This is a genomic window from Spirosoma pollinicola (assembly GCF_002831565.1).
Classification (GTDB): domain Bacteria; phylum Bacteroidota; class Bacteroidia; order Cytophagales; family Spirosomataceae; genus Spirosoma; species Spirosoma pollinicola.
The window spans coordinates 5732527-5759074 of record NZ_CP025096.1; the positions used below are offsets into that span (position 1 = coordinate 5732527).

23 protein-coding genes, 2 tRNA genes and 1 pseudogene are annotated in these 26548 nt (G+C 49.1%); 19 read left to right on the top strand and 7 right to left on the bottom strand.

The features are described from left to right. Nucleotides 1-178: 178 nt before the first annotated feature. Nucleotides 179-3457, bottom strand: a complete 3279-nt coding sequence (locus CWM47_RS24110) for a ligand-binding sensor domain-containing protein (RefSeq protein ID WP_100990726.1) — start codon at nucleotides 3455-3457, stop codon at nucleotides 179-181. Between the two features lie 811 nt (nucleotides 3458-4268). Between CWM47_RS24110 and CWM47_RS24115 the strand changes: the two genes are divergently transcribed. Beyond that, nucleotides 4269-5450 carry a PAS domain-containing sensor histidine kinase gene (locus CWM47_RS24115; protein ID WP_100990727.1) on the top strand — a complete coding sequence of 394 codons (1182 nt, stop codon included), beginning with the start codon at nucleotides 4269-4271 and terminating at the stop codon, nucleotides 5448-5450. Nucleotides 5451-5477: 27 nt separating this feature from the next. On the opposite strand, the gene CWM47_RS24120 is transcribed toward CWM47_RS24115, so the two are convergent. After that, entirely contained in the window at nucleotides 5478-6536 is a 1059-nt protein-coding gene (locus tag CWM47_RS24120; protein WP_100990728.1) for a response regulator, read from the bottom strand. Next, complete coding sequence (locus tag CWM47_RS24125; protein WP_100990729.1) at nucleotides 6536-6844, bottom strand: hypothetical protein; 309 nt, start codon at nucleotides 6842-6844, stop codon at nucleotides 6536-6538. Before CWM47_RS24125 ends, CWM47_RS24120 begins: the two co-directional genes overlap by 1 nt. A 652-nt stretch (nucleotides 6845-7496) precedes the next feature. On the opposite strand from CWM47_RS24125, the gene CWM47_RS24130 reads away from it, so the two are divergent. The 9 genes and pseudogenes from CWM47_RS24130 (at nucleotide 7497) to CWM47_RS39375 (ending at nucleotide 14477) form a co-directional block, all read left to right on the top strand. Further along, nucleotides 7497-7886 (top strand): PAS domain-containing protein, encoded by a 390-nt coding sequence (locus CWM47_RS24130; protein ID WP_100990730.1) that lies wholly within the window; start codon nucleotides 7497-7499, stop codon nucleotides 7884-7886. Nucleotides 7887-7912: 26 nt separating this feature from the next. Further along, nucleotides 7913-8353: a response regulator gene (locus tag CWM47_RS24135; RefSeq protein ID WP_100990731.1), complete on the top strand. Its 441-nt coding sequence runs from the start codon at nucleotides 7913-7915 to the stop codon at nucleotides 8351-8353. Between the two features lie 144 nt (nucleotides 8354-8497). Continuing rightward, nucleotides 8498-11593, top strand: coding sequence for a PAS domain-containing sensor histidine kinase (locus tag CWM47_RS24140; protein WP_100990732.1), 3096 nt, complete (start codon nucleotides 8498-8500; stop codon nucleotides 11591-11593). Between the two features lie 38 nt (nucleotides 11594-11631). Then, complete coding sequence (locus tag CWM47_RS24145) at nucleotides 11632-12021, top strand: photoactive yellow protein (RefSeq protein ID WP_100990733.1); 390 nt, start codon at nucleotides 11632-11634, stop codon at nucleotides 12019-12021. A gap of 2 nt (nucleotides 12022-12023) precedes the next feature. Beyond that, nucleotides 12024-12428: a hypothetical protein gene (locus CWM47_RS24150; protein WP_100990735.1), complete on the top strand. Its 405-nt coding sequence runs from the start codon at nucleotides 12024-12026 to the stop codon at nucleotides 12426-12428. Between the two features lie 98 nt (nucleotides 12429-12526). Then, nucleotides 12527-13000 carry a response regulator gene (locus tag CWM47_RS24155; protein WP_100990737.1) on the top strand — a complete coding sequence of 158 codons (474 nt, stop codon included), beginning with the start codon at nucleotides 12527-12529 and terminating at the stop codon, nucleotides 12998-13000. A 244-nt stretch (nucleotides 13001-13244) separates the two neighbouring features. After that, nucleotides 13245-13700: a response regulator gene (locus tag CWM47_RS24160; protein WP_100990739.1), complete on the top strand. Its 456-nt coding sequence runs from the start codon at nucleotides 13245-13247 to the stop codon at nucleotides 13698-13700. Nucleotides 13701-14135: 435 nt separating this feature from the next. Next, nucleotides 14136-14273 (top strand): annotated as a pseudogene (locus CWM47_RS39835) (DinB/UmuC family translesion DNA polymerase); the annotation flags it as partial. A gap of 60 nt (nucleotides 14274-14333) precedes the next feature. Beyond that, complete coding sequence (locus tag CWM47_RS39375; RefSeq protein ID WP_240625417.1) at nucleotides 14334-14477, top strand: DUF4113 domain-containing protein; 144 nt, start codon at nucleotides 14334-14336, stop codon at nucleotides 14475-14477. A 179-nt stretch (nucleotides 14478-14656) separates the two neighbouring features. Here CWM47_RS39375 and CWM47_RS24175 read toward each other — a convergent pair. From CWM47_RS24175 to ubiE, 3 genes are all read right to left on the bottom strand, one after another. Next, a tRNA-Val gene (locus tag CWM47_RS24175) sits at nucleotides 14657-14734 on the bottom strand. Nucleotides 14735-14865: 131 nt separating this feature from the next. Next, nucleotides 14866-15543 carry a type IX secretion/gliding motility protein PorT/SprT gene (gene porT / locus CWM47_RS24180; RefSeq protein WP_100994021.1) on the bottom strand — a complete coding sequence of 226 codons (678 nt, stop codon included), beginning with the start codon at nucleotides 15541-15543 and terminating at the stop codon, nucleotides 14866-14868. Between the two features lie 92 nt (nucleotides 15544-15635). Next, nucleotides 15636-16373, bottom strand: coding sequence for a bifunctional demethylmenaquinone methyltransferase/2-methoxy-6-polyprenyl-1,4-benzoquinol methylase UbiE (ubiE, locus tag CWM47_RS24185; protein ID WP_100990745.1), 738 nt, complete (start codon nucleotides 16371-16373; stop codon nucleotides 15636-15638). Between the two features lie 201 nt (nucleotides 16374-16574). Here ubiE and CWM47_RS24190 point away from each other — a divergent pair, with 201 nt between their 5' ends. The 4 genes from CWM47_RS24190 to CWM47_RS24205 all read left to right on the top strand — a co-directional run bounded on the left by CWM47_RS24190 (nucleotide 16575) and on the right by CWM47_RS24205 (nucleotide 20605). Further along, a complete protein-coding gene (locus tag CWM47_RS24190) occupies nucleotides 16575-17783 on the top strand; it encodes a dipeptidase (RefSeq protein ID WP_100990747.1) in 1209 nt (402 codons plus the stop codon). Between the two features lie 174 nt (nucleotides 17784-17957). Next, on the top strand, nucleotides 17958-18383 hold the full coding sequence (locus CWM47_RS24195; RefSeq protein ID WP_100990749.1) for an ABA4-like family protein: 426 nt from the start codon (nucleotides 17958-17960) through the stop codon (nucleotides 18381-18383). A 45-nt stretch (nucleotides 18384-18428) separates the two neighbouring features. Continuing rightward, nucleotides 18429-19205, top strand: a complete 777-nt coding sequence (locus CWM47_RS24200; protein ID WP_100990751.1) for a hypothetical protein — start codon at nucleotides 18429-18431, stop codon at nucleotides 19203-19205. An 89-nt stretch (nucleotides 19206-19294) separates the two neighbouring features. Continuing rightward, a complete protein-coding gene (locus tag CWM47_RS24205; protein ID WP_100990753.1) occupies nucleotides 19295-20605 on the top strand; it encodes a Gfo/Idh/MocA family protein in 1311 nt (436 codons plus the stop codon). Nucleotides 20606-20648: 43 nt separating this feature from the next. Here CWM47_RS24205 and CWM47_RS24210 read toward each other — a convergent pair. After that, nucleotides 20649-20722, bottom strand: a tRNA-Ile gene (locus CWM47_RS24210). Between the two features lie 126 nt (nucleotides 20723-20848). On the opposite strand from CWM47_RS24210, the gene CWM47_RS24215 reads away from it, so the two are divergent. From CWM47_RS24215 to CWM47_RS24235, 5 genes are all read left to right on the top strand, one after another. Then, nucleotides 20849-22144 (top strand): HD domain-containing protein, encoded by a 1296-nt coding sequence (locus tag CWM47_RS24215; protein WP_100990755.1) that lies wholly within the window; start codon nucleotides 20849-20851, stop codon nucleotides 22142-22144. A gap of 128 nt (nucleotides 22145-22272) precedes the next feature. Beyond that, entirely contained in the window at nucleotides 22273-23301 is a 1029-nt protein-coding gene (gene lpxD, locus CWM47_RS24220; RefSeq protein WP_100990757.1) for a UDP-3-O-(3-hydroxymyristoyl)glucosamine N-acyltransferase, read from the top strand. A 130-nt stretch (nucleotides 23302-23431) separates the two neighbouring features. Continuing rightward, on the top strand, nucleotides 23432-24826 hold the full coding sequence (locus CWM47_RS24225) for a bifunctional UDP-3-O-[3-hydroxymyristoyl] N-acetylglucosamine deacetylase/3-hydroxyacyl-ACP dehydratase (protein WP_100990759.1): 1395 nt from the start codon (nucleotides 23432-23434) through the stop codon (nucleotides 24824-24826). A 136-nt stretch (nucleotides 24827-24962) separates the two neighbouring features. After that, nucleotides 24963-25760 (top strand): acyl-ACP--UDP-N-acetylglucosamine O-acyltransferase, encoded by a 798-nt coding sequence (gene lpxA, locus CWM47_RS24230; protein WP_100990761.1) that lies wholly within the window; start codon nucleotides 24963-24965, stop codon nucleotides 25758-25760. Nucleotides 25761-25927: 167 nt separating this feature from the next. After that, nucleotides 25928-26548: an ABC transporter ATP-binding protein gene (locus CWM47_RS24235; protein ID WP_100990763.1), complete on the top strand. Its 621-nt coding sequence runs from the start codon at nucleotides 25928-25930 to the stop codon at nucleotides 26546-26548.

The window sequence follows — 26548 nt, forward strand, 5'->3', positions numbered from 1 at the left end:
TGGGGACAGAAGGCAGGGGCTTACGGGGCCTCTGCTTTCTTAAGCAGGTAGAAAAAAACGTCCGATTCAGACCGGAGGCAACTTGCAAATTTCACTATCTGTCAAACGCTATCAGTCCTATAGGGGGCATTCTACTAATCGAGGCTAATAATAAGCCTTCACCTGTACTGGCTTTTGATCATTCGTTTTCCTGAGAATGGGGCAATGTAACACTGAAAGTTGTTCCTACTTTCTCCTGGCTCTCTACGTGCAGCTGCCCCCCGTGGAGGTCAATGAACTGCCGCACAATGACTAACCCTAAACCCGTACCCTGTATCCCATTCGTATTACTAGCCCGGGAAAAAGCCTGAAACAAGGTTGATAACTCATTGGCGGGGATGCCAATGCCCGCATCGATTACCTGAATCAGTAGGCTGTCAGGCTTGAAGCAAAGCCGCAGAATGGGGGGAGAATGGAGGGAAAACTTAAAGGCATTCGACAACAGGTTCACCAGGACATGGCTCATTAATTTTTCGTCCACCACAAGACTATAAGGGACGCCTTCAAGCTGTTGTTCAACACAACGCTGATCGCTACGATTACTAAAATGAGTCGCTATCACCCGGTCGCAAAGGGCTATGAAATCAATCGGGCAGGCGATAAAGGTGACTTTGCCGGCCTCAATCGTGCCGATCGTTAAGATATCGGTTAGTAGGTCATTGAACTGATAAATCTCCCTTTCGATGACATCCAGGTGCCGGTAGGCAGAGGCCTGCGCAGGGGCCCCGGGCAAGTTCAGGTAAAGCTTAACCAGGTCGACACTGGACTGGATGGTGGCCAGCGGGGTTCGGAACTCGTGCGAGGCCGTGGCCACAAACTGCGACTTTAGTTGATTGAGTTCTTTCTCTCGTTGTAATGATTGCTGGAGAACAAGTTCGGTTTGTTTTTGCTGGGTCGCCTGGCGGGTTTGCTCGTTCAGCTGGTTTTGTAAGGCTATTTGCCTCGCCTGGATATGCCTGACCCGCAACCGGTACAGGGCGTACAAACTACCCAGTATAACAAAAAACACCATACTTTCAAACCAGGTTGTTTGCCAAACCGGTGGAATAATATGCAGCCTGACAAACGTACCGGTTTGATTCCAGACTCCGTCATTATTGGCCCCTTTCACCCGGAATACATAGTCGCCCGGATCCAGATTGGTATAGGTAGCCCGGCGCTGAGTACCCGACCGGATCCAGTGCTGATCGAAACCTTCCAGTTTATACGCATATTGATTCTTTTCCGGTACGGTGTAATTCAAAGCCGCAAACCCGAATGAGAGCACCGATTGCTGATAGGAGAGCGTAATGTCCCGCGTGTCGCTGATGGGCTTGGTCAGCACGGACTGCCCATCGCCTACCCGAACTGATTGATTGAACAACTGAAAGTCGGTAAGATAGACCGGTGGAATGACCGGATTGTCCCGCAGGCTGTCAGGGTAAAAACTGTTAAGTCCGCTTAAGCCGCCAAAAAATAGTTGTCCACTGAGACTTTTATAACAGGCTCCCCGGTTAAAGGAGCTTTCCTGCAGGCCATCACCGGCATCATAGTTCCGAATGAAGCGAGTGCGCGGATCGAATGAACTTAGCCCTTTATCGGTGCTCAGCCACAGTCGACCCCGCTTATCTTCCAGAATTCCCTGAATCACTTCGTTTGTTAGCCCATCCCGCTGCCGGTACGCGGTAAACGTTTGAGTACGGGCATCAAAGCGGTTCAAGCCGCCACTCGTACCTACCCAGAGTTGATGGGAAGTGCTTTCAAACAGCGTATTGACCTGATTACTGCTCAGACTGCCAGGATTTTTGTTGTCCTGCATATACTGGGTAAAGGTGTGCTGAGCCAGATGGAACACATTTATACCCCCCCCATCGGTACCTATCCAGATGTTTCCCCTTCGATCTTCCCACAGAGCCGTGATGGTGTGGTAGTTGAGTTGACCCGCTTGCCCGGGCCGGGCGGGGTACCGGCTTACCAAACCCGTCGCTTTGTCGTAGCGAATCAAGCCCTCTTCGAAGGTGCCCAACCACAGAATGCCATTGCGGGCCTCTAGAATGGCACTAATGCTCAGGGGACTTAAATTCCCTTTCGACTCAAAGGTATTTTTGACCCGGTTGAACCGGGTGAGCCCTCCTTTATAATTACCCGTCCAGATCTGTTTATCCCGGTCTTCGTACAGGGTAATCACAAAGTTGCGGCTCATCGAAGCGGCAAACCGGCTGGTATCCTGGTAAGCCTTAAAAACTGTCTGTCCTTTGGGGATTACGTTGATTCCGCCCCCATCGGTACCCAGCCACAAATCACCCTGTTTATCCTCTAGCACTGCCAGGATGTTGTTATTGCTCAGCTTATTGGCATTCGTGCGAGTGCGCTGGTAAAGGTCAAATTTTATCGAGATGGCATCGAGTTTATTGACGCCCCCTGAATAGGTACCAATCCACATGGTGCCAATGGTGTCCCGATACAGGCAATAGATAGAACCACTATTAAGCCCCCGGTTATTATCGACCTGGTAGGTATAGAAGGAAAACGTTCCATCGGGGTGTAGCAGACTGATGCCCCCATTTTGGGTGCCGATCCAGAGGGTATGGGTATCGTCTTCAGCCAGGGCTTTCACATCATTATGACTCAGCAAACTATTGCTCTGTACAAAGGGGGTGAAATGGCCCGTTAGCCGGTCAAGCAGGTTTAATCCACTTTCGGTGCCCACCCAGAAGCGGCCCTGCGAATCTTCCAAACAGCTGGTTACCCGATTTTGGCTGAGAGAGTGCGGATCAGCGGGATTATGGATGTAATGCGTAAACGAGGCCGTCGATGGATTCAGTTTGTTTAAACCGCCCCCTAGGGTACCTACCCAAATGACGCCTTTTTGATCAATATAGACTGACTTTACCTGATTATGGCTTAGACTACCGGGCCGTTGGGGCTGATGGGTAAAATGGGTAAACGTTTTTTGTCGGCTATCAAACCGATCCAGCCCCCCGCCCCCCGTGCCTACCCAAAAAAAGCCCCTGGCATCCTGGGCAATGGCCAAGACCCGGTTATGGGCCAGACTGTTTGGTCGACCAGGGGTATGCTTGTAATGGGTAAACGTTTCCGTACGGGCATCAAATAGATTAAGTCCCCCATCATCAGTGCCCACCCACAAGCGGCCCTGTTTATCTTCCAGCAGGGCATGAACATGGCTATGGCTGAGGCTAGTAGGATTCAGGGGATCATTTCGATATAAGGTGTAGGTATACCCATCAAATTTATTGAGCCCATCGCGTGTGCCGAACCACATGAAGCCCCTTCGGTCCTTCAAGATGCAGGTGACATTATTTTGAGAAAGTCCCTGGTTGGTGGTCAGGTAAGTAAATCGACTGGTTGGCGACTGTGCTTCACTTGGCTGGGCGAACCCTAGGACTACCCACAGGAGGCAAAGAACACGAACGGACATGAATTGGCTACCAGCTACGGATTATAACTATTAATAAGGGTAAATATAGTAACATTTTATAAAATAACTACCCATTTAAGTCACAATATGTCTGCTATTATTGCCCACAGGAGTCATTCTGACTAACAAGCGACGTTATTCGGTTTCTACCCACAAGCCGGACCGTCAATACGGAAGTTGTTGTCCTTTATGGAGCCAGTAGCGAGGATCTATTCCGTCGTGTTTACTTCTATATGGTACGCATTAAGATTGACAGGTATGAAAATAGTTCAAGCCTTCATCTTGTTCGTGTCTGGGTGCTTTCGTTTATTTAAAGGTCCGATTTAAACTTAAACAGAGTAGGTAACTTTTTAATAACTGTTAACACTTATCTGTAGTATACGATCTCAAGTATGGGAGAAAAGCTAGTTATAATTAAGGTCGTCAGCCTTAAACCAAGACCTGTCAGGTATACGGGCAATGTCAAACCAATAGTGACGAAACACCTACATACCACCCCCAATCACTTTCTGTTCGTTAAGAATAGTATGATTTTAACCTAGTTTTAATATATTACACCACAATAGGTAACTAAATAAGGTGTACATTTATATTATTTGGTTGACTGTTTTGACGTAATCTTAGCGTAAGTTGGTAAATACGGGCAATTACCTGTGCATCTATCAAAGGACTATCTGATGAATGGCTAGCAAGCGTTTATAAATTTTCCACCGGTCATTATCTTCATATCTTTCCTGTAAAAGAGCTAGCGCTTTGGGGTTTTGGGGATCACGTGCCTGATTTATCAACAACGTACCTATTTAGTCAGTCCATGCCACTTCCTCAGCCTATCACATCTGCCGCTGATCTATACCAGCATTTAGACCCTGCTGTACTAGAAGATATCTATCAACATGCCCCCGTTGGCTATCACTCACTCGATGCGAAAGGGCGAATCATGCTCATCAATGACACGGAACTAAGCTGGCTGGGCTACGCCCGCGAGGAGGTAATTGGTAAGTTATTTCTTCACTTCTTTCCCCCCAGCCAACATCAGTTATGCCGAGAGCGGTTTGCAACCTTTCAGCAAACGGGTAAACTTAGCGATGCCCGATTTACGTTTGTGCGAAAGGATGGCAGTTGTTTCCCCATTTTACTAAATGTCACGGCCATTTATGCAGACGACGGGCAGCTTTTACTAACGCGATCAGTGGTATTGGATTTGTCGGTGCAGTATAAACTGGAGACTGTGCTTTTTGAGAAAAAAGAAGAACTTAAATTGCTGAATGAGCAACTTATCTCACTCAACCAAACTAAAAGTCGATTTGTAGAGGTGGTGGCCCATGATTTGCAAAACCCCATCACCAACCTGAGAATGCTGGCCGCTAAGCTTCGTAAAGCCCCCGAGCCACTGACACCCCGCCAATACGAGTGGGTTAATGAAATCGACGAAACGGCTCACCGGATGGGACGACTCATCCAACAGACGCTGGATGTAAACCGGATCGAGCAGAATCAAAACGCGCCCCACTGTAAGTTGATGGATGTACAGCCTTTACTGGCTTCTTTACTCAAACAATTCACGTACCCGGCTGAGCGGAAGATGATCCGTTTACGGTTACTTAATGAGCAGCACGAAGCCTATGCCAATACGGACATTAGCTATCTTACGGGAATCCTGGAGAATCTGGTCGCCAACGCGCTTAAGTTCTCTCCCGCTGGTAAAACCGTATGGGTCATTGTTCAAACCAAAGAGTCAGCCTTGCAAATCATAGTGGCTGATGAAGGACCAGGTATACCCCTAACGGAACAACCCCTGCTGTTTAAACGGTTTGTCAGCCTTAGTCCCAAGCCAACCGCGGATGAATCATCAGCCGGATTAGGTCTATCGATTGCCAAAGACTATGCCGATCAGATTGGGGCTACACTGCAGTATGAGCACCGACCTGAGGCTGGAGCAACCTTTGTCCTTCGTTTGCCATTACAATCACAATTAATTACCCAGGCGAGCTAGTTAGTACTAGTTGTAGCACAGATCGTGTTATTGCCTTAACTGTTCAAGTTTGTCCCAATCGGTGATGACGATCTTACCGGCCTGCAAATCAATCATTCCCTCTTTGTGAAAATCGCTCAGCGTGCGGATTAGCGATTCGGTGGCTGTACCCGACAGCGTTGCCATTTGTTGCCGGGTGAGTTTAACCGTAATAGCCGTATCTGGTTCGGTCTGAAATCGGTGAGCGTATTGCAGTAAGCCACTGGCAATCCGTTTGCGTAACGAATTATAGGCTAGACCAAGCAATTGCCGATCCTGACCAACAATCGTATTGGCCATCAGATTCAGAAATGAATGTGTGATATCGGTCTGGCTATACAGCAGACTCAGGAAGTCTTTTCGGGAAATGTAACTCACCAGAGAATCTTCCAGAGCCGTTGCGGTATCTTCGTAAGAGAGGTTTGCGAGTAGCATCGGATAACCAAACAAATCGCCAGGACCAAAAAGACCCGTCGTTAGTACTTTCCCACTATCATTTTCGCGAAAGACTCGGATTTTTCCTTCCTGAACTAAATAGACCCTAGTTGGCTCATCGCCTGCGGCATAGATGACACGTTTCTTTTTATACCGAACGACTTTGCGATTAGCCCCCAGCAAAGCCAGGGCTTTTGTAGTATCCTCATTGGTTAGCCATTTTTGAAGCGTTTCTGGTTTAGTAAGCGAATCCCGTTGCTCAGCTAAACGCAACCGGGCTTCGATGGCTCCTAATAATTCGGTTTCACCAAAGGGCTTCGCTAGGTAATCATCGGCTCCCAGTTCCATCCCTTTTCGTAGGTCGGTCCGCTTGGCTTTGGCTGTCAGAAAAATAAACGGAATGGACTTTAAATCAGGGTGGCTCTTGATAATTTGTAAGACACCATAGCCATCCAATCCCGTCATCGTAATATCACAAAGGATCAGATCGGGCTTAGAGGTTAGGGCTAGCTGCACTCCTTCTCTACCCGACTGGGCCGTTTGAATTGCATAGCCTGACAATTCGAGTAGATCAGCTGTGTTGCGAAGCAGATGGGGCTCGTCGTCGATGAGTAATAATTTACTTTTCTTCATTAGTGGGTGCCCTGTACGTTTGTGGCCGATAGGAATGAGCCTCCCTGAAGGATTTGGTTCGTTATCTTTTCGAGTAAGGCGTTCGTCTGTCTCGAAGTGAATATGAAAATCAGTGGCGAATGAGGGTTTATTCCCGAATCCGATGGGATAAAGCGCCGGGTAATCGTCCAGTAATTGACTGTCAAAAATAGCCAGGCCTGCCGGAGTATCAAACTGAAGCAGAAAGGCCTGATGATCAATGATGCTGAAAAAAAACGGGCTTCTTCGAGATGAACAGCTAGTAAACGTCCTAATAGCGTATCGGTCATAAGCTTACGTGATAACAAAACCAGACCTGTCGGCAAGTGTAGCGGTAACGATGACTTTAAGTATTGAATCAACTAGATAATACCCATAACCTCCTTAAAAGTATCGCTAATTTAGCTGTTATACAAACCGACTTTTATCAAGCTATTCTTTATGAGACATTTTAGTTTCTGGATAAGCCAAATAGGCGGCCTTGATGCGTTAAGCGAACTGATCTGGCTGTTGAACTGACATAAATCAGCCAAAATACTGACGACAATCAGTAAAAAAGCCTACTCGTAAACAGAATTGAAGACAAGTCTACGCCCGACCTTTGTCTAGGTAACCAATTCAGACAACGATTGCTTCACTGGCAGCGAAATTGATTGATAAAGCTACTCATCTATCCACACTTATTTCTCTTCGTTTTAGTGGCCTGTAAATTGAGACCAAATAACCTAAAGATTCAACCCATTGTCAGGCTAACAACGTATGCCGGTTTTAGAACGCTGCCCCGAGCAGCCAAGAGGCATGTCCCTTTGCGAAAGCCATAGAAGCCACGGCTGCCCAAAGGGGTAAATTGATCAGTAAGAAGTAGGATTGGTAGCAAGAGCCGCCTGCCATGTAGTGGAATACCCCGTTTTGCAACGTTAAATACAGAATCATACCTACTATATGATGGACTTTCTTAGCCAGCCGCCCTATTTGATGAAGCAGATTGTCATGGCCTCGCCAAACGGCGTGTTGATTCTTCAGCCTGTCTTTAAGATCGACGTAGGAAAACTAGACCTAGTATTGACTGACGTGAATGCCATAGCCTGTCAGGAACTGAGTTGTCCCCGCAAGCAGGTCTTGGGCCAACCTTTTCACCGCTATTTTCCTTTGCTGGCTACTCAGAAAACAATCGAGCGCTACTGGCAGGTCATTAGCACAGGGAAGCCAATTCAGTTTTTACTGAATGAGCTAGACCCCCTTTCGCTGGTAGCCACTGCCGTTTCGGTATCGGTATCGGTCATTCCCCTGTTTCCTACCCTACTCGTTATGTACCAACTGAACAGGTCTTGACAGTTAATACGCCCTTCCTGATTAACATGAAACGAACCAATCAAATTATTCTCGTTGATGATGAACCTACTTTTATCGAATTAATAAAGGAAATAATCAAGACCACTAATCCGGCCTGTAGGCTGAAAATAGTACTGAGTGGGTCTGAATTACTGACCTATTTAGAAATCAGTTCACGCCCTAATCTTATCTTGCTCGATATTCAGATGCCGGGTTTGAGTGGATTTGATGTACTGAAAATCCTAAAGGCGGTTGATCGATATAAATCTATTCCGGTAGTAATGTTAAGCGTGTCTGAGCAGAAACAGGATATTGTCAAATCGTATGATCTGGGAGCCAATGGGTATATCGTTAAGCCCGGACAGTATACGGACCTATCCTTGACGATGAATCTGTTAAACCAGTATTGGTTTGATATTGCCAGTACCCCCGATTCGTCCTGGCCTATGCCGGACGATACTTACTAAGCCACTCAGACACGAATTTTCGTGTACACTAACGCCTTGAGTGTTAATAGTCAGAAATGTTGAGGCTAACCTTAACACCCGTCACGATCTAGTTTTTTAACCGCTCTCCGTTGATGTGTCTTCCTATTTGTACCCTCTGTAACGATGAACTTAAGCAATCTCTCCGCATCCGACGTACTGCAGAGCGTTCTGACAGCTACGCACCATAAGGTACTTCTCCTGCAGCCGATCTACCAGTCGAATGGCTCCTTATTGGATTTAAGGCTGACTATGCTTAACGCGCTGGCTGAGCAGGAACTAGGTCAACCCGCGTCGCAATTCATAGGGCAGTCCATCATGCCACTCTTTCCCCATTTGACGGTCCCTGATTCATTAGTTTGCTACGAGCGGGTCCTGCGCACCGGAAAAGCGGATCGCTTGGAGTATCATTTTGAGCAGGCTGATAAGGAAACCTCTTCTTTGTATGAGGTGTCAATGGTATGCCTGGGAGGAGGGCTGTTACTGTCTTATACCGATAAGACAAAAGCAAAGACAGAAACCCAGACAGCCCGTTTGCTAAACGTGCTTCAAGAGTCGTTCGATAAGAGCGAGAATGGTATCACCATTTATGAACCGGTATTTGATCAGAAAAGGCGAATCAGCGATTTTCGGTTTCTGATGATTAACCAGATCGGTCAGCGGATTAGTGGGTATACAAAGGATGAATTGATCAACAAAACGCTTTGGGAAATCTACCCCGCAACGCGCATCAATGGTCTGTTTGACCGGTACGTGAGCGTATACCAAACGGGGGAGCCTTTCACGGGCGAGCATTACTATCCTGAATACGATACCTGGCGAAAGGTCAATATTACCAGAGTGACGCTTGGCATACTGGTTTCGTATAGTGATATCACCCCTCAGAAAAACCTCCAGCAAACCGTCCGCCAGCAAGCCCTGCAGTGGCAGCATAGTCTGGAGGGGGTACCCGTCGGGGTGGCTGTATTAACGGCCATTCGAACGCGTACCGATTCAGGCCGACGAATTACAGACTTTCGTCTGGGGCTCTTAAATCAGCTGCTTATTACCCTGGTTGGCCCTTCAATTGCCGGCCTTATCGGCCAGGGGATACGGGCGGCCTTTACCGACCCGTTAGCCACTGAACTGCTGGAACGCGCCATTGCTTGCGTGGAAAATACTGAAAGTCAGACCTTTGGATTGCCCTATTCTAATCAGGGCCGGGCTGAATGGTACCAGGTGTCGATGGCCCCGCAGGGCGATCAACTCACGCTGGCCGTGACCAACATCACTGAAGCCAAACATATACAACTCGCATACCAGCAACAGGCTGAACTCCTGCGATCTACTCTGGATAGTTCGCAAAACGCCATTATGGCCCTGGATGCTCTGCGAAATCCAGCCGGACAGATCATCGACTTTCGCTACATTCTCCAGAATGAAACCAACCGTGGGCGAACAGGCTTTTCCGACGAGCAGCTACTACAGAAAACGTTACTGAGCAATTTGCCGGGCATGCTGGCGAACGGACTTTTTGAAGAGTATAGTAAGGTGGTCGATTCAGGTGAAAATTTTCAGCGGGATTTAGCCTGTGATACGGGTAGTGCCATCCGGTTTGCCAACCTGTCGGCGGTGAAGCGGGGGGATGGGTTTGTCCTCACCATCTTAGATAAAACGGCCGAAGAAGAAGCCCGAAAGCAACTACAGCAACAAATCGAGATCCTGCAGGCCATCAGCGACACGGTGCCACTAGGGTTAGTCCTTTGGGAGGCCGTTCGGGATGCCTCACCCGAGCGGAATCTAATTGATTTTTGCTACCGGCTAAGCAATCCGCTAAATACCTATATAACGGGTCACCAGCCCGAAATGCTGATTGGCCAGCAGTTACTAACCCTATTCCCCCGTTTTCGGGGCGGGCACCTGGAAACTGCCCTACGGGAGACCGTCGAAACCGGTCGTCGGCAGGGCATGATTTTTACCGACTATCTCGACCACCGACCCGGTTGGTTCGAGGCCCAATTCACGCGCGTGGGCGATGCCGTGCTGATGACTTTTGTCGATGTAACCGAATCTCACCAGGTTCAGATTGTCCAAAAGCAGCAGGCCGACCTGTTCGAAACGATTCTGAATGCGCAACCATCAGGCATTGTGCTCTTTGACCCGATACGGGCTGAATCAACCGATGGCCAAGCGGGCCAAATCGTTGATTTTACATACCTCCTTGTCAATGACACGGAATTGAAATCAACCGGCCTTACCGCCGATAAACTGCTAGGTTCAACCTTGTTATCAACTTTCCCCAACGTTGCTGATCATGACTTATTTCCCTACATGATTGAGGTTATAGAGACAGGCCGAACGAAAGAATGGTTGATGAAGTATGAAGAAGATACGATCAGCCGTTGGTTTCAGTCGTCCCTTATCCGCCAGGGTAATCAGGTACTCTGGACGTTTTTAGAGGTGACCGAACTACAGAACCAAAGACTGGGGCTGGAAGTGGCGAATCGTAACCTGCGAAGAAGCAACGAAAATTTGCAAAAATTTGCCTTTGTGGCCAGCCATGATCTTCAGGAGCCCTTGCGGAAAATACAATCCTTTGGTGATTTGCTGGTGACCAATTACGCTACGGTTCTCGACTCCGATGGTCTGGACATGATTCATCGGATGCGGAAAGGGGCTGATCGGATGTCACTGCTGATCAAAGATCTGCTCACCTACTCACGGCTGTCGACGCTACGGGCCCCTTACCATCGACTCTCCATGACGGCCCTTGTCGAGCGGGTACTTGGTTATTTAGAACCGTCTATTCAACAAGCGGGCGCCCTGATTGAACTGGGTGACCTGCCAGCCGTGAACGGCGATAGCAAGCAACTGGAACTGTTACTGGAAAATCTGCTCAGCAACGCCCTTAAATTCCACCGTCCAGCTGCCGTTCCTGTCATTCGAATCAATGGTCAACGGGTTCCCTATTCTGCTATACCTTTTGGCGTCATCGCTCCCGAAGAAACCAGCCGTTTCTACGCGGAGATTACGGTGAGCGATAACGGGATTGGTTTTGATGAGAAATACCTGGACCGGATTTTTCAGGTTTTTCAGCGGCTACATGGGAAGGATAAATTCACTGGGGCGGGCGTGGGCCTGGCGATCTGTTTAAAAATAGCCCAGAATCACGACGGTGGCCTGACGGCTACTAGCCAACCGGGTTTAGGGGCCACCTTTCGGGTTTATCTGCCCGTAAAATGATTCGTTCTCACGCACTAAATTAACAAGCTCTATTGACGATGGAACCTACACCCCAAAGCCTGAGTCCAGCCTTTTCAGCACCCAATCTGCTCGACTGGCTGGATAAACAAACCCCTGATCAACTAGACGAGGCCCCCTATGTTATTGTTCGCATGAACCGCGATGGCCTGGTGGTAGCCTATTCCAAAACAGAATCGCACATCACGGGTATCACGCCCGAGTACGCCCACGGCAAATACTACTTCACCCAAATCGCCCCTTGCGCCAACAACCGAATGGTGGCGGGCAAGTATGCTAAGCCCGTACTTGATGAGGAACTAGACTACATCCTGACGTATGTATGTGAACCCACGAAGGTCCGACTCCGGCTACTCAAATCCCCCCAGAGTCACTACCAGTATTTTCTGGTTCATGTAAAGCATTTTTGAGGATGAACCACACCATTCCAGCGCATTTGCAACGGGCCTGGATGCTGTTGCATCAGTCACCCGTAGGCATGGCCGAGACCGATGGGCAGGGGGAAATTCGCCAGCTAAACCCAAAAGCGGTTCAGTTGATGATGCCCATGGTGGCCCACCTAGGGCTCGCCGGGGATAATTTACTGGATACACTAATCGGCTTTCTGCCCTCCCTTCAGCGAATTATTACTGCTTTTGAGCCTAACTCGGGTACTATTCTGGCGCAGGAACCTTACCGTATCCGGTTTCGGGTCGATTCGCAGAGGATTGAGCGGCAATTTAGTCTGACCATCGAGAAAATGACACCGGATTGCCTGCTAATCTTTTTTGAGGATGTAACAGATTTGCTTCTTAAAGCCAAAGCCAGTCGGTTATAGGCTGGATGCCCGCCCCTGTGCCGTAGATTAGTTTGAACAGAAAAGCGGAAGTACGTACCAAATAGATAAGTAATTAGCTACTCTTTACACCTTTTTGCATGAAACCTGGTGAGCGGTTAAACAGTAATTTCAGGCAGGCCAGCCTGCTACTGATTGAGGACAACCCCGATCAGAGCCTGCTGCTGCAAAAACTCCTGCAGGCCACCCTTCCCGAGATCAGGCTCACCCAGGTGGCATCAGCCGATCAGGCGATAGCCCTGCTTGGCGAGTGGCAGGGTCAGGAATGGGAACTCCCCAAACTAATCTTATTGGATCTTTACCTACCCGATCGGCCGGCCGGCTGGCAGGTATTGAGAGCGATCAAAGCCATGGCCGAGCCGATCAATCAGATTCCCGTTGTCATGCTGAGTAGCTCCAGCATTAATCAGGATATCTGCATGGCGTACCAGTTGGGGGCCTCAGCCTATCTGGTCAAACCGCTTGATCAGTCGGATTGGCTACAGTTGGTCCAGCAAATTCGGACTTACTGGTGGGAGACCGCTCGTTTACCGCCCTTAATGTATGGCTTTTAACCGGTAAACGGACGGGTAACCTGCCAGCCTATCTGAGTGCAACACCAACTCCATTTACCACAACCTGAAATCGTCCCGGTAGCCCTATAAGGGTTGTCTGATGAACAGCCGGGTCAACACTAAAAAAGCCAGTTAACGACCCCAGACTGGGATTGAATAGAAATTTTACGCGTCTTTGTGCTGCCTCTAGCCGACTTTGGCTGAATAGCACACCATCACAGAAACCATTCAATCGACAAAATCTATGGCTTTACGCATACTTGTAGTGGATGATGAGGAGACAGATCGTCACCTGATCTATGGAGCGTTACAAAGTGCTATGCCCGACAGCCTAATTGAGGAAATGAGTAGTGGTCCACAGTTGATTGCCTGGGTCGATAAGGAACGAAGCCGAATGTTAAGCGATCCTGCCGGGCCGGATACGCTCGTAACCATTGTTTTGCTGGATATGCATATGCCCATTTTGACGGGCCTTCAAACCATCCACGTGTTGGGAGATCGGCGGGATCTGGGGTATATGCCGATCGTGATGCTGACGGCTTCCCTAGATAGCCATCTCAAGCAGCAAGCTTATGAACAAGGTGTTCACTTAGTTCTGGGTAAACCCGCTGGACCTTATGGATTTTACCGGGTTGTCGAAGCGGTCAAGCAGTGCTATCGGGATACGCTGCACATGCGCAATCAGCTTGAATGGGGCTAGCTGTGCTTTGGAAAATACGTCGCGGTCGAGAGCGGGGCGTTAATCTGGGACAAGGCAACTCGTTGTTGACAGCTTAACGCAAGCAGAGAAAAATTTATTCTCTTAATAGGAACGTGTTGCCTTTTATTAGCGGTGGGAATAGGGATATAGTCATTACACGTATTAACACGCGATGAGCTTGTCTATGGACGGAACACAGTTTGCTCACACCATACAGAGGTTAATTCAGCATCATCAAATCCGACAGATTTGTATCTATCGGCTTGATCCATTAAAACTGTATGACCAGCAGCGAGAGTGGTCATTTGGGCATGAGTTCATACAAGTCGGGCCGTATTCCTACAATCTAAATCGAGTTCGTACCTACCGGATCGCAGAAAATCGCTTGTTCCTTTACTTCTAGGATTAGCTTTTAGAGGGGGACACAACAGTCGTATCATTGAACTACCCCACCCGACAAGCAGCACGGCAGAGATTCTGAAGTACGCGCTTGAATCGCTGAAGGCCATCTTCGCGTTTGGCTACAATTATCAGAAGGGGGGAATCATCCTGTCGGATCTGGTACCCGCCGACTATCGACAGAAAGGCATCTTCGTAGAGGGCCCAGACGAGCGGTTAATCAAACTAGCCGGAGTGATTGACAAACTCAATGCTCAGTTCGGGCAGGATAAGTTACGATTGGCCTCGCAGATGTATAATCCGGACTGGCCCATGAAGCAGCAGTACCTTTCGCCCCGCTACACGACCCAGTGGAAAGACATTCTGGTTGCCCATTGATTGTCTGCTTGGGTGAGGGAGACGAAGTATTGACCGTCTTGAAGGACATACTTCTTTGGAATTTTATCTCTTCCTCATTAAAACATTTCTGTACTGCATCTAGTGGACTTTTGTACACCAAAATGTACACCAACAAAAAAGCACTTACAATTTTTACATCGTAAGTGCTTGATTTTCACTGGTGGGAGTTGAGGGGTTCGAACCCCCGACCCTCTGCTTGTAAGGCAGATGCTCTGAACCAGCTGAGCTAAACTCCCTTTTTTTCTTTTTCCTTTACGATTGTTGTCGTTTGGGAGTGCAAATATACGAGGCTAAATGGCCTTTATGCAAGCCTGAGGGTAAAAATAATTTAAATAATTTGTAACCTCTTGATTCATAAGGTCGTTTTCTACTCAAAATTCAGATATAAGGTAATCGAGTGTGTCGTGAGCCTGTTGATACCAATACCAGCGGCATTATTGGTTGGCCGATACAGGTTGACCAGCCCGTGGGAGAACCGAAGTTCGGGGGCAAATTTGAAATACTCAAAAAACTGTTCGAACCCAATGCCGTATTCAACCGCGAAATCCATAGTGCCCGTGCTTAGCTTGCTTACGCCCTGAGCCTCTTTCCGGCGTACGTTACTTTCAATACTAAACGCCCCGCCTGCCAGCAAATACATCCGGCTGTTGTTGCGTCGTTCCGATTTGTACTTTACCAAAAGAGGAAGGTCAATCCAGGTCGATTCACGGGTTTCGGTTTTTGAGGTGCCGCCCGGATAATCGTATTGGACCTCGCGGCTAAGGAGCGAGACGGATGGCGTCAGCCGTAAATCAAAATGCTTGCTCAGGTACGTGTTGACCACAAAACCAACCCGAAAGGCCGGTTTATTAGGCGAGTAAATTCGGTAAGCCGAGTCGGCGGTCAGGAATTCCGGGCTGTACTTCACGCTGAAGCGCGTAATGGGTGCGGCAAAGAAAAAGCCGTAGTGAATCGTCTTGTCTTCGTACCGTTCAAGATGCTTGCGGACGTACTTGTAGTTGGACTGGGCCTCCGTACTGACAGAAGCAAGGCTGATCAAAAGCATAACAAACCCGATCTGCACCGAAAAACGGGCAAAACGATTTGTCGAAGTTTGGTCCGGCCTTGATGGGTCCGGCCAGGATTGTCCTGAACGGATTAGGCCAGCTTGTGGCCGATGTAAATTGACGCAACGCCGAAGGTGAGCGGTATCCATTTGGTATTTTTGAATCCGGCCGCTTCGTAGATGCGCAGAAAGTCGGGACCGTCGGGGAACGCCTGCACCGATTCGGGCAGGTACGTATAAGCCGATGTGTCTTTGCTTACTACGCGCCCAATGAGCGGCAGGATGGCACGGGAGTAAAAACTATATAGCTGCTTAAACGGAAATTGACGCGGATTCGAGAACTCCAGCACTACGCACACACCGCCGGGGCGGGTAACGCGGTGCATATCAGTTAAGCCTTTCAGCAGTGTTTCGAAGTTACGTACACCAAATGCAACGATGACAGCGTCGAAATCATTGTCTGGCAGGGGCAATCCTTCTGAATCACCCTGGCGCATTTCGATGATCTGATCGACGCCCCGCTTTTTCATCTTCTCGCGTCCAACAGACAGCATACCTTCCGAAATATCCATGCCAACGATCTTCTCAGGCTTGAGAACCAGAGCTTCGAGCGCAAAATCGCCGGTTCCGGTAGCAATATCAAGGATGCGTTTGGGCGATTGAGCGGCTGCTTTACGCAGTTCACGAATAGCCCGCTTGCGCCATAAAATGTCGATGCCACCACTCAGGACGTGATTGAGCAGGTCATATTTCGGCGAAATACTATCGAACATCTCCGCGACCTGTTCGCGTTTGGAGGTGTCTTTATCTTTATAGGGAACGACGGACATAAGTGAATGAGTGAATGATAGAGTGAGTGAATGATTGAATATTACTTGCGTCAGCTATTCAATCATTCGCTCACTCTATCATTCTAAATTGAGAGTACAAAGGTAGTGCCATAACAGTGCGTTTCTACCGAAAGTTTGATATTGAACCGGGCAATGTGTAGTTTCGAAGCAATGTCTTTTTTCGCTACAACCTGATTCACTATGCTCTCTCTAATTCTGTCAACCCTGCTTGCGTTGAGTCCTTTAACGACCCACTCGCCCGGCGATGACGGTAAATTGACTAAAAAGGCCCGTAAGATTCACCTGCATGTCGTAACGCTCGACACCCATGCCGATGCACCGATCATGCTGCAGAAGCCCGGCTTCGATGTAGGCGCTTCGCACGATACCAAACGGGATGGGTCGCAGATCGACTTTCCGCGTATGAAGAAAGGGAGCATGGACGCTATGTTTTTTGCGGTGTACACCTCACAGGGGCCACGCACCGACGAAGGTCATGCCGAAGCCAAACGTAACGCCCTGAACCAGTTCGATCTGATTCATCAGGCACTGAAAAAATACCCGAATCTGGCCGAACTCGCTACGACACCTGCCGATGCGTACCGGATCAAGAAAGCAGGAAAACGGGCTGTATTTATCGGTATGGAAAACGGGTATCCGGTCGGTAAGGATTTGTCGATGCTGAAAACATATTACGACCTGGGGTGCCGATACATGACGCTTACCCACTTCGCCAACAACCTCATTGGCGACTCCTCAACGGACCCCGATGGTCCGATTTATGGCGGTTTAAGTGATTTCGGGAAGCAAGTCGTACCGGAAATGAATCGGCTGGGTATCCTGATCGACGTGTCGCACGTGGCCGATAATACGTTCTACGATGCGCTGGCGCTCTCGAAAGCACCCGTTATTGCGTCGCACTCCAACTGCCGGGCCATCTGCGATTTCCCGCGTAACATGACCGACGATATGATTCGGGCCATTGCCGCCAAGGGGGGCGTGGTGCAGGTGAATTTTGTGAGCGATTACCTCAAAAAACCATCTGCCGAGCACCGGGCTGCCAAAACCAAGATACGGATGGCGCAGGTAGGAAAGGTGTCAACGCCCGAAATGGACGCGCTTATGGCGGCAAAAAGTGATTCAGTCGCTAAGACATACGCGTCGGAGCGGGCCAGCTTGTCGGACATTGTCGATCACATTGATCACATCGTTAAAATTGCCGGTATCGACCACGTGGGTATTGGGTCTGATTTCGATGGGGGCGGGGGCGTCAATGGTCTCGAAGATGTCAGTGAAATCGAAAACCTGACCGTTGAACTTGTCCGCCGGAACTATTCAGAAGCTGATATCGCCAAAATTTGGGGCGGCAATCTGCTCCGGGTATTGGCTCAGGCTAAGGTAGTGAAGTAGTGAAGTAGTGGAGTGGTGGAGTGGTGCGCCTGGCGCGGGCATTCGCCCGTGCCTGTTTATATCGCAAGCCGGTCCGGCGTCCCGGTTCGCTTGCGTCAGTGAATACTGACTTAATTAAAGACACGGGCGAATGCCCGCGCCAGAAGCCAGAGTACGTAACTAACCAATTTTTCCATGACACCCGAAGCCGTTTTTAGTCTCGCGAGTACGCTTGTCTTGCCGCAATGGTTGCTCATGATTTTTGCACCCCGCTGGGCAGTTACGAAATGGTTGATGCAGTCTTACCTGATTCCGGTATGCCTGGCGGTCATCTACATCATTTATCTGTTCAGCGGTGGCCCGGTCGACTTTGGTGCGTTTGGCACATTAGCGGGCGTGAAAGGCTTGTTTTCGAAAGGGGGCGATGGGGTTATGCTGGCGGGTTGGGTGCATTATCTGGCCTTCGATCTGGTGGCGGGAACGGCTGTTGTGCGCGATGCGCAGGAGAAAGCGATTCCGCATTGGCTCGTTGTTGTTCCGTTGTTTTTCTGTTTCATGCTGGGTCCGGTGGGTCTGCTATTGTATTGGCTGATTCGTACAGTACGGACTCGAACAGTTTAGTTAATTCACGTTTTGTCAGGCATTCAGGCAAATCCACCAATTCTTATGAACGATCTGTTAACCTCTTTACAGTCACGAAATGCCACGCTTTACCAGTTAGGCTGGTTATGTGTGGCGGCTATGCTCATCTGTGCGGTGCTGGCTCTCAGCACCTCAACGCAGGTGCTGGGCATCAACGCCTACATAAAACCCATTAAGTTTTTGGCGTCTACGGTTATTCTGTGCTGGACAATGGCCTGGTATATGGCTGAACTTCCCCAAAAGGGCAGCGTACGAGCCTACTCCTGGATGGTTGTCGGCATCTTTATTTTTGAACTGGGCATTGTTATCTGGCAGGCCAGTCGGGGTAAACTATCGCATTTTAATATCTCGACCCCAACAGACGGTATTTTGTTTGGCCTGATGGGTATAGCCATTACGGTGTTTACCGGGTGGACAGCCTATATTGGTTTCCTGTTTTTCCGACTCGATACAACGACGATTAGCCCGACCTACCTATGGGGTATTCGTTTGGGCATTCTGCTATTTGTTATTTTTGCTTTCCAGGGATTTATGATGGCCTCCCGGCTGTCGCATACAGTGGGTGCGCCTGATGGCGGCCCTGGGTTGGCTGTTACTAACTGGAGTACCCGCTATGGTGATTTGCGAGTTGCCCATTTCTTTGGGATGCACGCCTTGCAGTTGATACCGCTGTTTGGCTACTACATCGCCCGCCAACCGCGCCATGTTATTATCCTGTCGGCAGTCTATTTTGTACTTGTTACTGCACTGCTCATGCAGGCGTTAGCCGGTAAACCCCTGCTCGCTAATCTGGATAACTGATGGTAAAAAAAGGGTAGGTTATTCTTTGATTGTGTAAAGACTGATAACAGGTCTGTTTCAACGTCATAACGTCTACTCATTCTTACCTGATGAACCGTACTGATTTCCTTAAAACGTCTGTTCTTGCTGGCGCTTCGTTGATTACCGATCCCGCTGAGGTGCGGGCGTTTATTACCCGGAAAGCTCCTCAGAAATACCGCACGGCTGTTGTTGGCGCGGGCTGGTGGGGCGGCAATATTCTACGAGCCGCTGTGCAGGCGGGCGAATCGAAAATTGTTGCGCTTTGCGATGTCGACACACGCCAGCTCAAAAGGACCGGCGAGGAACTCAGTAAGCTAACGTCCGATCAGCCAAAGTTATACCGGGACTACCGCGAGATGATCGCGACCGAGAAACCCGAAATTGTCATTGTCGCCACGCCCGACCATTGGCACCCACTCATCGCCATTGCGGCCATGCAGGCCGGGGCACACGTATATGTCGAAAAGCCCATCAGCCATACCATCAACGAAGGGAAAGCGATGGTTAAAACCGCCCGGCAAACGGGACGTATCTGCCAGGTTGGGATGCACCGGCGCGTATCGCCCCACAATGTGTCGGGCAGAGAGTTTATCCGGTCGGGTAAAGTTGGGAAAATTGGTATGGCGCGGGCGTTTGTGCATTATGCCGGTGGCGCGGGTCAGCCGACACCCGATAGCGAAGCACCGCCAGAAATGGACTGGAATATGTGGTGTGGACCGGCTCCACTCCGGGCGTTCAATCCAGCCATGCACCCCCGAGGCTGGCGTAATTTTCTGAATTACGCCAATGGTACCCTTGGTGACTGGGGTGTTCACTGGATGGATCAAATTCTGTGGATAACGGAGCAAAATCATCCGCGCAAGGTGTACACAACTGGCGGGCGTGCCATCAAGCAGGACAGTACCGACGCGCCCGACCATCAGGTGTCTACCTTCGAATTTGATAATGACTTCACGGCCGTGTGGGAACACCGAACCTTTGGCGGGAACATGGCCGAAAAAACGCATCCCCAACAGGCCGTTGGTGTCTATTTCTATGGAACCGAAGGCACGTTTCACCAGGGCTGGCTCGACGGCTGGACATTCTATCCGTCGGACCCGAAAAAGCCAACCATTCACCAGGACGCCCAACTCGACAAACCCGATGATCAGAATATCGCGCTTCTCTGGGCTAATTTTCTGGATAGTATCAAAACCAAAAAGCTACCCGTTTGCGACATCGAAATCGGCCATCGCTCCACTAATATGGCGTTGCTGGGCATGTTATCGTTGAAACTGGGCCGAAGCGTGGAGTGGGATGGCAGCCAGATTCCCAACGACCCCGAAGCCAATAAGCTCCTAAGTCGTGCCTATCGGGGCGAGTGGCAATATCCAGTGTAAAAACCAAAAAACCTCCATAACATTTCGCTATGGAGGTTTTTTGTGGGCCAGCCTGGGCTCGAACCAGGGACTTACTGATTATGAGTCAGGCACTCTAACCAACTGAGTTACAAGCCCGTTGCTGATTGATTGCTCAGGTTCAGCGATGCAAATTTACGAATTTTTTGACAGGATTGCAGGATTCGCACGATTATAGACCGAAATTCCTGTCAATCCTGCAATCCTGTCCGGTATCTTTGCTGAATGTCAGCGTCTAACAAGAAGAAAATTCTTAATGACCCCGTATACGGGTTTATTACGATTCCGACCGAGTTACTTTTCGATTTGGTTGAGCATCCCTACTTTCAGCGACTTCGGCGGATTAAGCAGTTAGGCTTGTCGGAGTACGTGTATCCGGGTGCCTTGCATACCCGCTTTCATCATGCACTGGGGGCCATGCACCTGATGGGACAGGCCATGAGTACGCTGCAAAGTAAAGGCCATGCCATTAGCAGTGACGAATGCGAAGCAGCTCAGATCGCCATTCTGCTTCATGATATTGGGCACGGGCCGTTTTCGCACGTGCTGGAATGTTGCCTGCTGGACAGTGTGCCGCATGAGCAGATTTCGCTGTTGCTCATGCACGAACTCAACCGGCAATTCAACGGCGCCTTATCGCTGGCTATTCAGATGTTTGAGGGAACCTACGAGCGCACGTTCTTCCATCAACTCATTTCCAGTCAGCTGGATATGGATCGTATGGATTACCTCAATCGCGACGGGTATTATACTGGTGTTGCCGAAGGGGCCATTGGTGCCGAACGGATCATTAAAATGCTCGATCTGGTGGGCGATCAACTGGTGGTCGAAGCCAAAGGGATTTTGAGCGTCGAGAATTTCCTGAACGCACGTCGATTAATGTACTGGCAGGTTTATCTGCATAAAACGTCCATTTGCGCCGAGTCGATGCTTATTCAGACGTTACGCCGGGCGCGGTTTCTTATACGACAGGCAGGAGCCGAGCCGGTTTTTGCGTCGGCTTCATTTCGCTTGTTTTTGCATGATAGTGTGTCGTTAACCGATTTTCAGACAAACCGGGCTTACCTCACTGCCTTTACAATGCTGGACGACTTCGATGTGTGGGCTTGTATTAAGGAGTGGGCGCTGCACCCCGATTTTGTTCTGTCGTCACTTAGCCAGATGTTGCTCGACCGAAAACTGTTTAAAATCATGTTATCGACAGAGCCGTTTGCGGGAGAATTCCTGACCGAACTCGAAAGTCAACTTCATCGAACGGGCCTGCCAGACGATATGCTGTCTTATTTCTTGGTAGAAGGGCAGGCAACCAACGCGGCCTATTTACCCTCTGAAGACCGCATCCGAATCAAGCTTAAAAGTGGCAAAGTGATCGACATTGCCGACGCATCGGATTTATCGAATATACAGGTGCTGACCAACATTGTGCGCCGGTATTATGTGTGTTGGGCAAAGGAGTTGAGCGGTGTTCGTCAGTCGGTAAATCCATACCTGAATAAGTCGACTGAGCTTACTGACTTATAAGCGTAGAGAGCGGATGGGTTCCCGAACTATTTCCTGGCGGTTTTATCCGAAAAATGCAATTTGTTAGTTACCTTAGCGGCCCAATCGCTCACAAAAATCGAGTGTTTTGCGACGGTATTTATACGCATATGGAGTTTACAGTCAAGCAGATTGCCACACTGCTGGGGGGCGAAGTTGCCGGGAATGATGCTCTGGCAATCACCGGATTAGCCAAGATAGAAGAAGGGAAGCCAGGCGATATTTCGTTCCTGTCGAATCTCAAATATGAACCGTTTCTGTATACCACTCAGGCATCGGCGGTGATTGTTGACCAATCTTTCGAGCCTAAAAAGCCGGTTTTGGCTGCCTTGATCTTTGTGGAAAATTCCTACTCAGCCTTTACCCGGCTACTGGAGGAATATTACAAGCAGTTAAGTTTATCGCGAATTGGTGTCGAACAGCCATCGTATGTTGGCGAAGGCAGCCAATTTGGTGACCAAATTTACCGGGGCGCCTTTTCGTACGTTGGGAAAAACTGCCAGATCGGGCAAAACGTCAAAATTTATCCCCACGCCTACATTGGTAACAATGTTCGCATTGGTAACAACACAATCATCCATCCGGGTGCCCGTGTGCTGGACAACTGTATTATTGGGCAGCATTGTGTTGTTCACCCCAATGCTGTTGTTGGCAGCGAAGGCTTTGGATTCGCACCACAGCCCGATGGTACGTATAAAACCATTCCTCAACTCGGCAACGTTATTCTGGAAGACTTCGTGAATGTGGGCTCTGGTACCACCATTGACTGCGCCACGATGGGTTCAACCATTATTCGCAAAGGAGCTAAGCTGGACAACCTGATTCAGATTGGGCATAATGTCGATATTGGTAGAAATACCGTCATTGCTGCTCAAACCGGCGTGGCAGGCTCAACCAAACTAGGCGAAAATTGTGTCATTGCGGGGCAGGTTGGTTTTGCCGGTCACCTGACGATTGCTAATGGTACTAAAGTCGGAGCGCAATCGGGAGTGGGTAAAAACGTTGACGAAGAAGGTATATCGCTTAATGGCTCCCATGCATTTCTGATGCGTGATAATATGCGCTCACAGGCTATTTTTCGAAAATTGCCAGCCCTGGAGCAACGCATAACAAAACTGGAAAAGAAACACGAAAAATAGTTTACGGGTACTGGTTTATGGTTCTTCAATTTATAGTTTACGGTTGGTCGACACGAACAGAAACGCTGTGTTAGCCAACCGTAAACCATAAATCATAAACCGTAAAACCATAACCTGAAGCTGAAAACGAATGAATACCAAACAACAGACGATTCAGAAATCCGTATCGGTATCGGGTGTGGGCTTACACACGGGTGTCTCGGCAACGATGACCTTCCTGCCTGCGCCAACGAATCACGGGTATAAATTCCAGCGTATCGACTTGCCGGGAAATCCTATCGTGGATGCCGATGTCGATAACGTTGTAGACCTCTCGCGGGGTACAACAATCGAGCAAAGTGGTGCCCGAATTCACACCGTTGAGCATACACTGGCCGCCCTGGTTGGTTTGCAGATAGACAACGTCCTGATTCAGCTAGACGGCCCGGAGCCTCCTATTATGGACGGATCATCGATTCAGTTTATCAACGCCCTGCGCGAAGCAGGTATTGAAGAACAGAATGCTACCCGAAATTATTTTGAGGTAACTGAATCTGTCCATTACCGCAATCCCGAAAAAGATATTGAACTGGCGGCTCTGCCTCTGAACGACTACCGGCTCACGGTGATGGTCGATTATAACTCACGGGTTATCAGCAGCCAGCATGCTTACCTGAACGACATCAGCCAGTTTCCTGAGCAGATTGCCAATTGCCGGACGTTTGTTTTCCTTCACGAACTGGAAGCATTGTATAAGCAGAACCTTATAAAAGGGGGTGACCTGACCAATGCCATTGTGATTGTTGATCGCGAGGTGAAAGACGGCGAACTGGATTACCTGGCCGATTTGCTGAAGAAGCCAAAGGTAAGTGTGAACAAACAGGAGGGGATTCTGAATAATATTCAGCTGCATTACCCCAACGAGATGGCTCGCCACAAATTGCTGGATATGGTGGGTGATCTGGCCCTGATTGGCCGACCTATCAAAGCGCAGATTCTGGCAGCCCGCCCTGGCCACGCAGCCAATGTCGCCTTTGCTAAAAAAATCAAGAAACTGATTCAGAAAAACGCGGCTAACCAGGTGCCGCAATATGATCCGACACAACCGCCCGTGTTGGACATCAACCGGGTTTCGCAGCTGTTGCCTCACCGCTACCCGTTCCAGATGATCGACAAAATCATCGCCCTGGACGAAAACAGTGTGGTAGGTATCAAGAACGTGACCATGAACGAGCCGTATTTTCCAGGGCACTTTCCCGGAAATCCGGTAATGCCCGGTGTTATGCAGCTTGAAGCAATGGCACAAACGGGTGGTATTCTGGTGCTTAGCACAGTGCCTGACCCAGAAAACTACTGGCCGTTTTTAGTTGGTATTGAGAACTGTCGGTTCCGGCGTAACGTCTTGCCGGGCGACACTGTCATATTTCGGTGTGAGTTTACCTCGCCAATGAAGCGCGGAATTGTGAAAATGCAGGGCCGGGGCTATGTGGCCAACCTGCTGGTGTGCGAAGCTGATATGATCGCCAGTCTGGTTAAAAAGAAATGATAAATGATAAATGATGACTGATAAACAATGAATCACGACGAGTGCTATTCATTGTTCCGTCTGGAAAGACAACTCATTCATCATCAAGCGGGCAGTTCCGCCATCATTCATCATTTATCATTCATCATTAAAAAACATGATTCAACCCTTAGCTTATATTCACCCAGAAGCGAAAATAGCGCAGAATGTGGTGATTGAACCCTTTGCCATTATCCATAAAGACGTTGAAATTGCTGAAGGAACATGGATTGGTTCGCACGCAGTGATCAACGAGGGCGCCCGTATTGGCCGGAACTGTAAAATTTATCCGGGAGCTGTTATTTCGTCGACTCCGCAGGATTTGAAGTTCAACAACGAATATACCCGGACCTATATTGGTGATAATACAACCATTCGCGAGTACGCTACCATTAGCCGGGGAACGGAAGAGCATTGGAAAACGGAGATTGGCTCCGATTGTCTGGTGATGGCGTATGCACACGTAGCCCACGATTGCCGAATTGGCAACCATTGCCTGATTATTAATAATGTGCAAATGGGCGGCCACGTTCATATGGGCGATTGGGCCATCATTGGTGGTTCCAGTTCAGTTCACCAGTGGGTGAAAATTGGTGCTCATGCCATGATTTCGGGTGGCTCACTGGTTCGTAAGGATGTACCGCCATTTACGAAAGCTGCCCGCGAACCGCTTTCCTATACAGGCATAAATTCCATTGGCCTTCGTCGGCGGGGTTTTGAAAATGATAAGATCAACCAGATTCAGGAAATCTATCGCTACATCTACATGCGCGGACTGAATAATGCTGATGCCCTGACACAGATTGAACTTGAATTGCCTCCATCCGATGAACGCGACGAAATCGTAAACTTCATCCGTACATCAGAACGGGGTATCATGAAAGGCCCGTCAACCAGCAGCGCAGAGCGGGAATAAATTTTGTGGTAGTCTGATGGATGGCGCAAGGCTCCAGCCTTGTGCCTGTTATTCTCCGGCCTCTGGCCGGTCTTTAAAATCTCACTGTTTGAAATCGGCCAGAGGCCGGAGGATAACAGGCACAAGGCTGGAGCCTTGCGCCATCAGCGCCATCAGGCTATCACAAGATGCTGACAATCACTACCGAGAACATCGGCAAAAAATACCGAAGGGAGTGGATTTTTCGGCGTGTAAACCTGACGCTTGCTGCTGGTGCGAGTTACACGTTTGTAGGTCCTAATGGCAGCGGAAAATCTACATTACTACAACTGTTAGCCGGGAATTTACCCGCTACAGAGGGAACACTAACCTATTCAATGGTTGACAAACTCATTGATTCCGATGACTGGTTTCGGCAGGTGAGTATTGCCGCCCCTTATCTTGAGTTGGTGGAAGAGTTGACGCTTGACGAACTGCTGACGTTTCATCAGACCTTTAAACCCTTCCGAAACGGTCTTACATCCGAATCTGTAGCCGACCGCCTGTTACTGACACACGCTCGGAATAAAGAAATCAAGTACTTTTCGTCGGGCATGAAGCAGCGCGTAAAACTCGGGCTGGCTTTTTTCTCCAATTCCCCAATCGTCATTCTGGACGAGCCTACGTCAAACCTCGACCAGCAGGGCGCTGCCTGGTATCATGAGCAGGTGCGCCAACTTGGTGCTGACCAACTCCTGTTGATCGGCTCCAACCAACCCGAGGAATATGATTTCTGCCCCAATGTGATTGATGTGATGCAGTGGAAATGA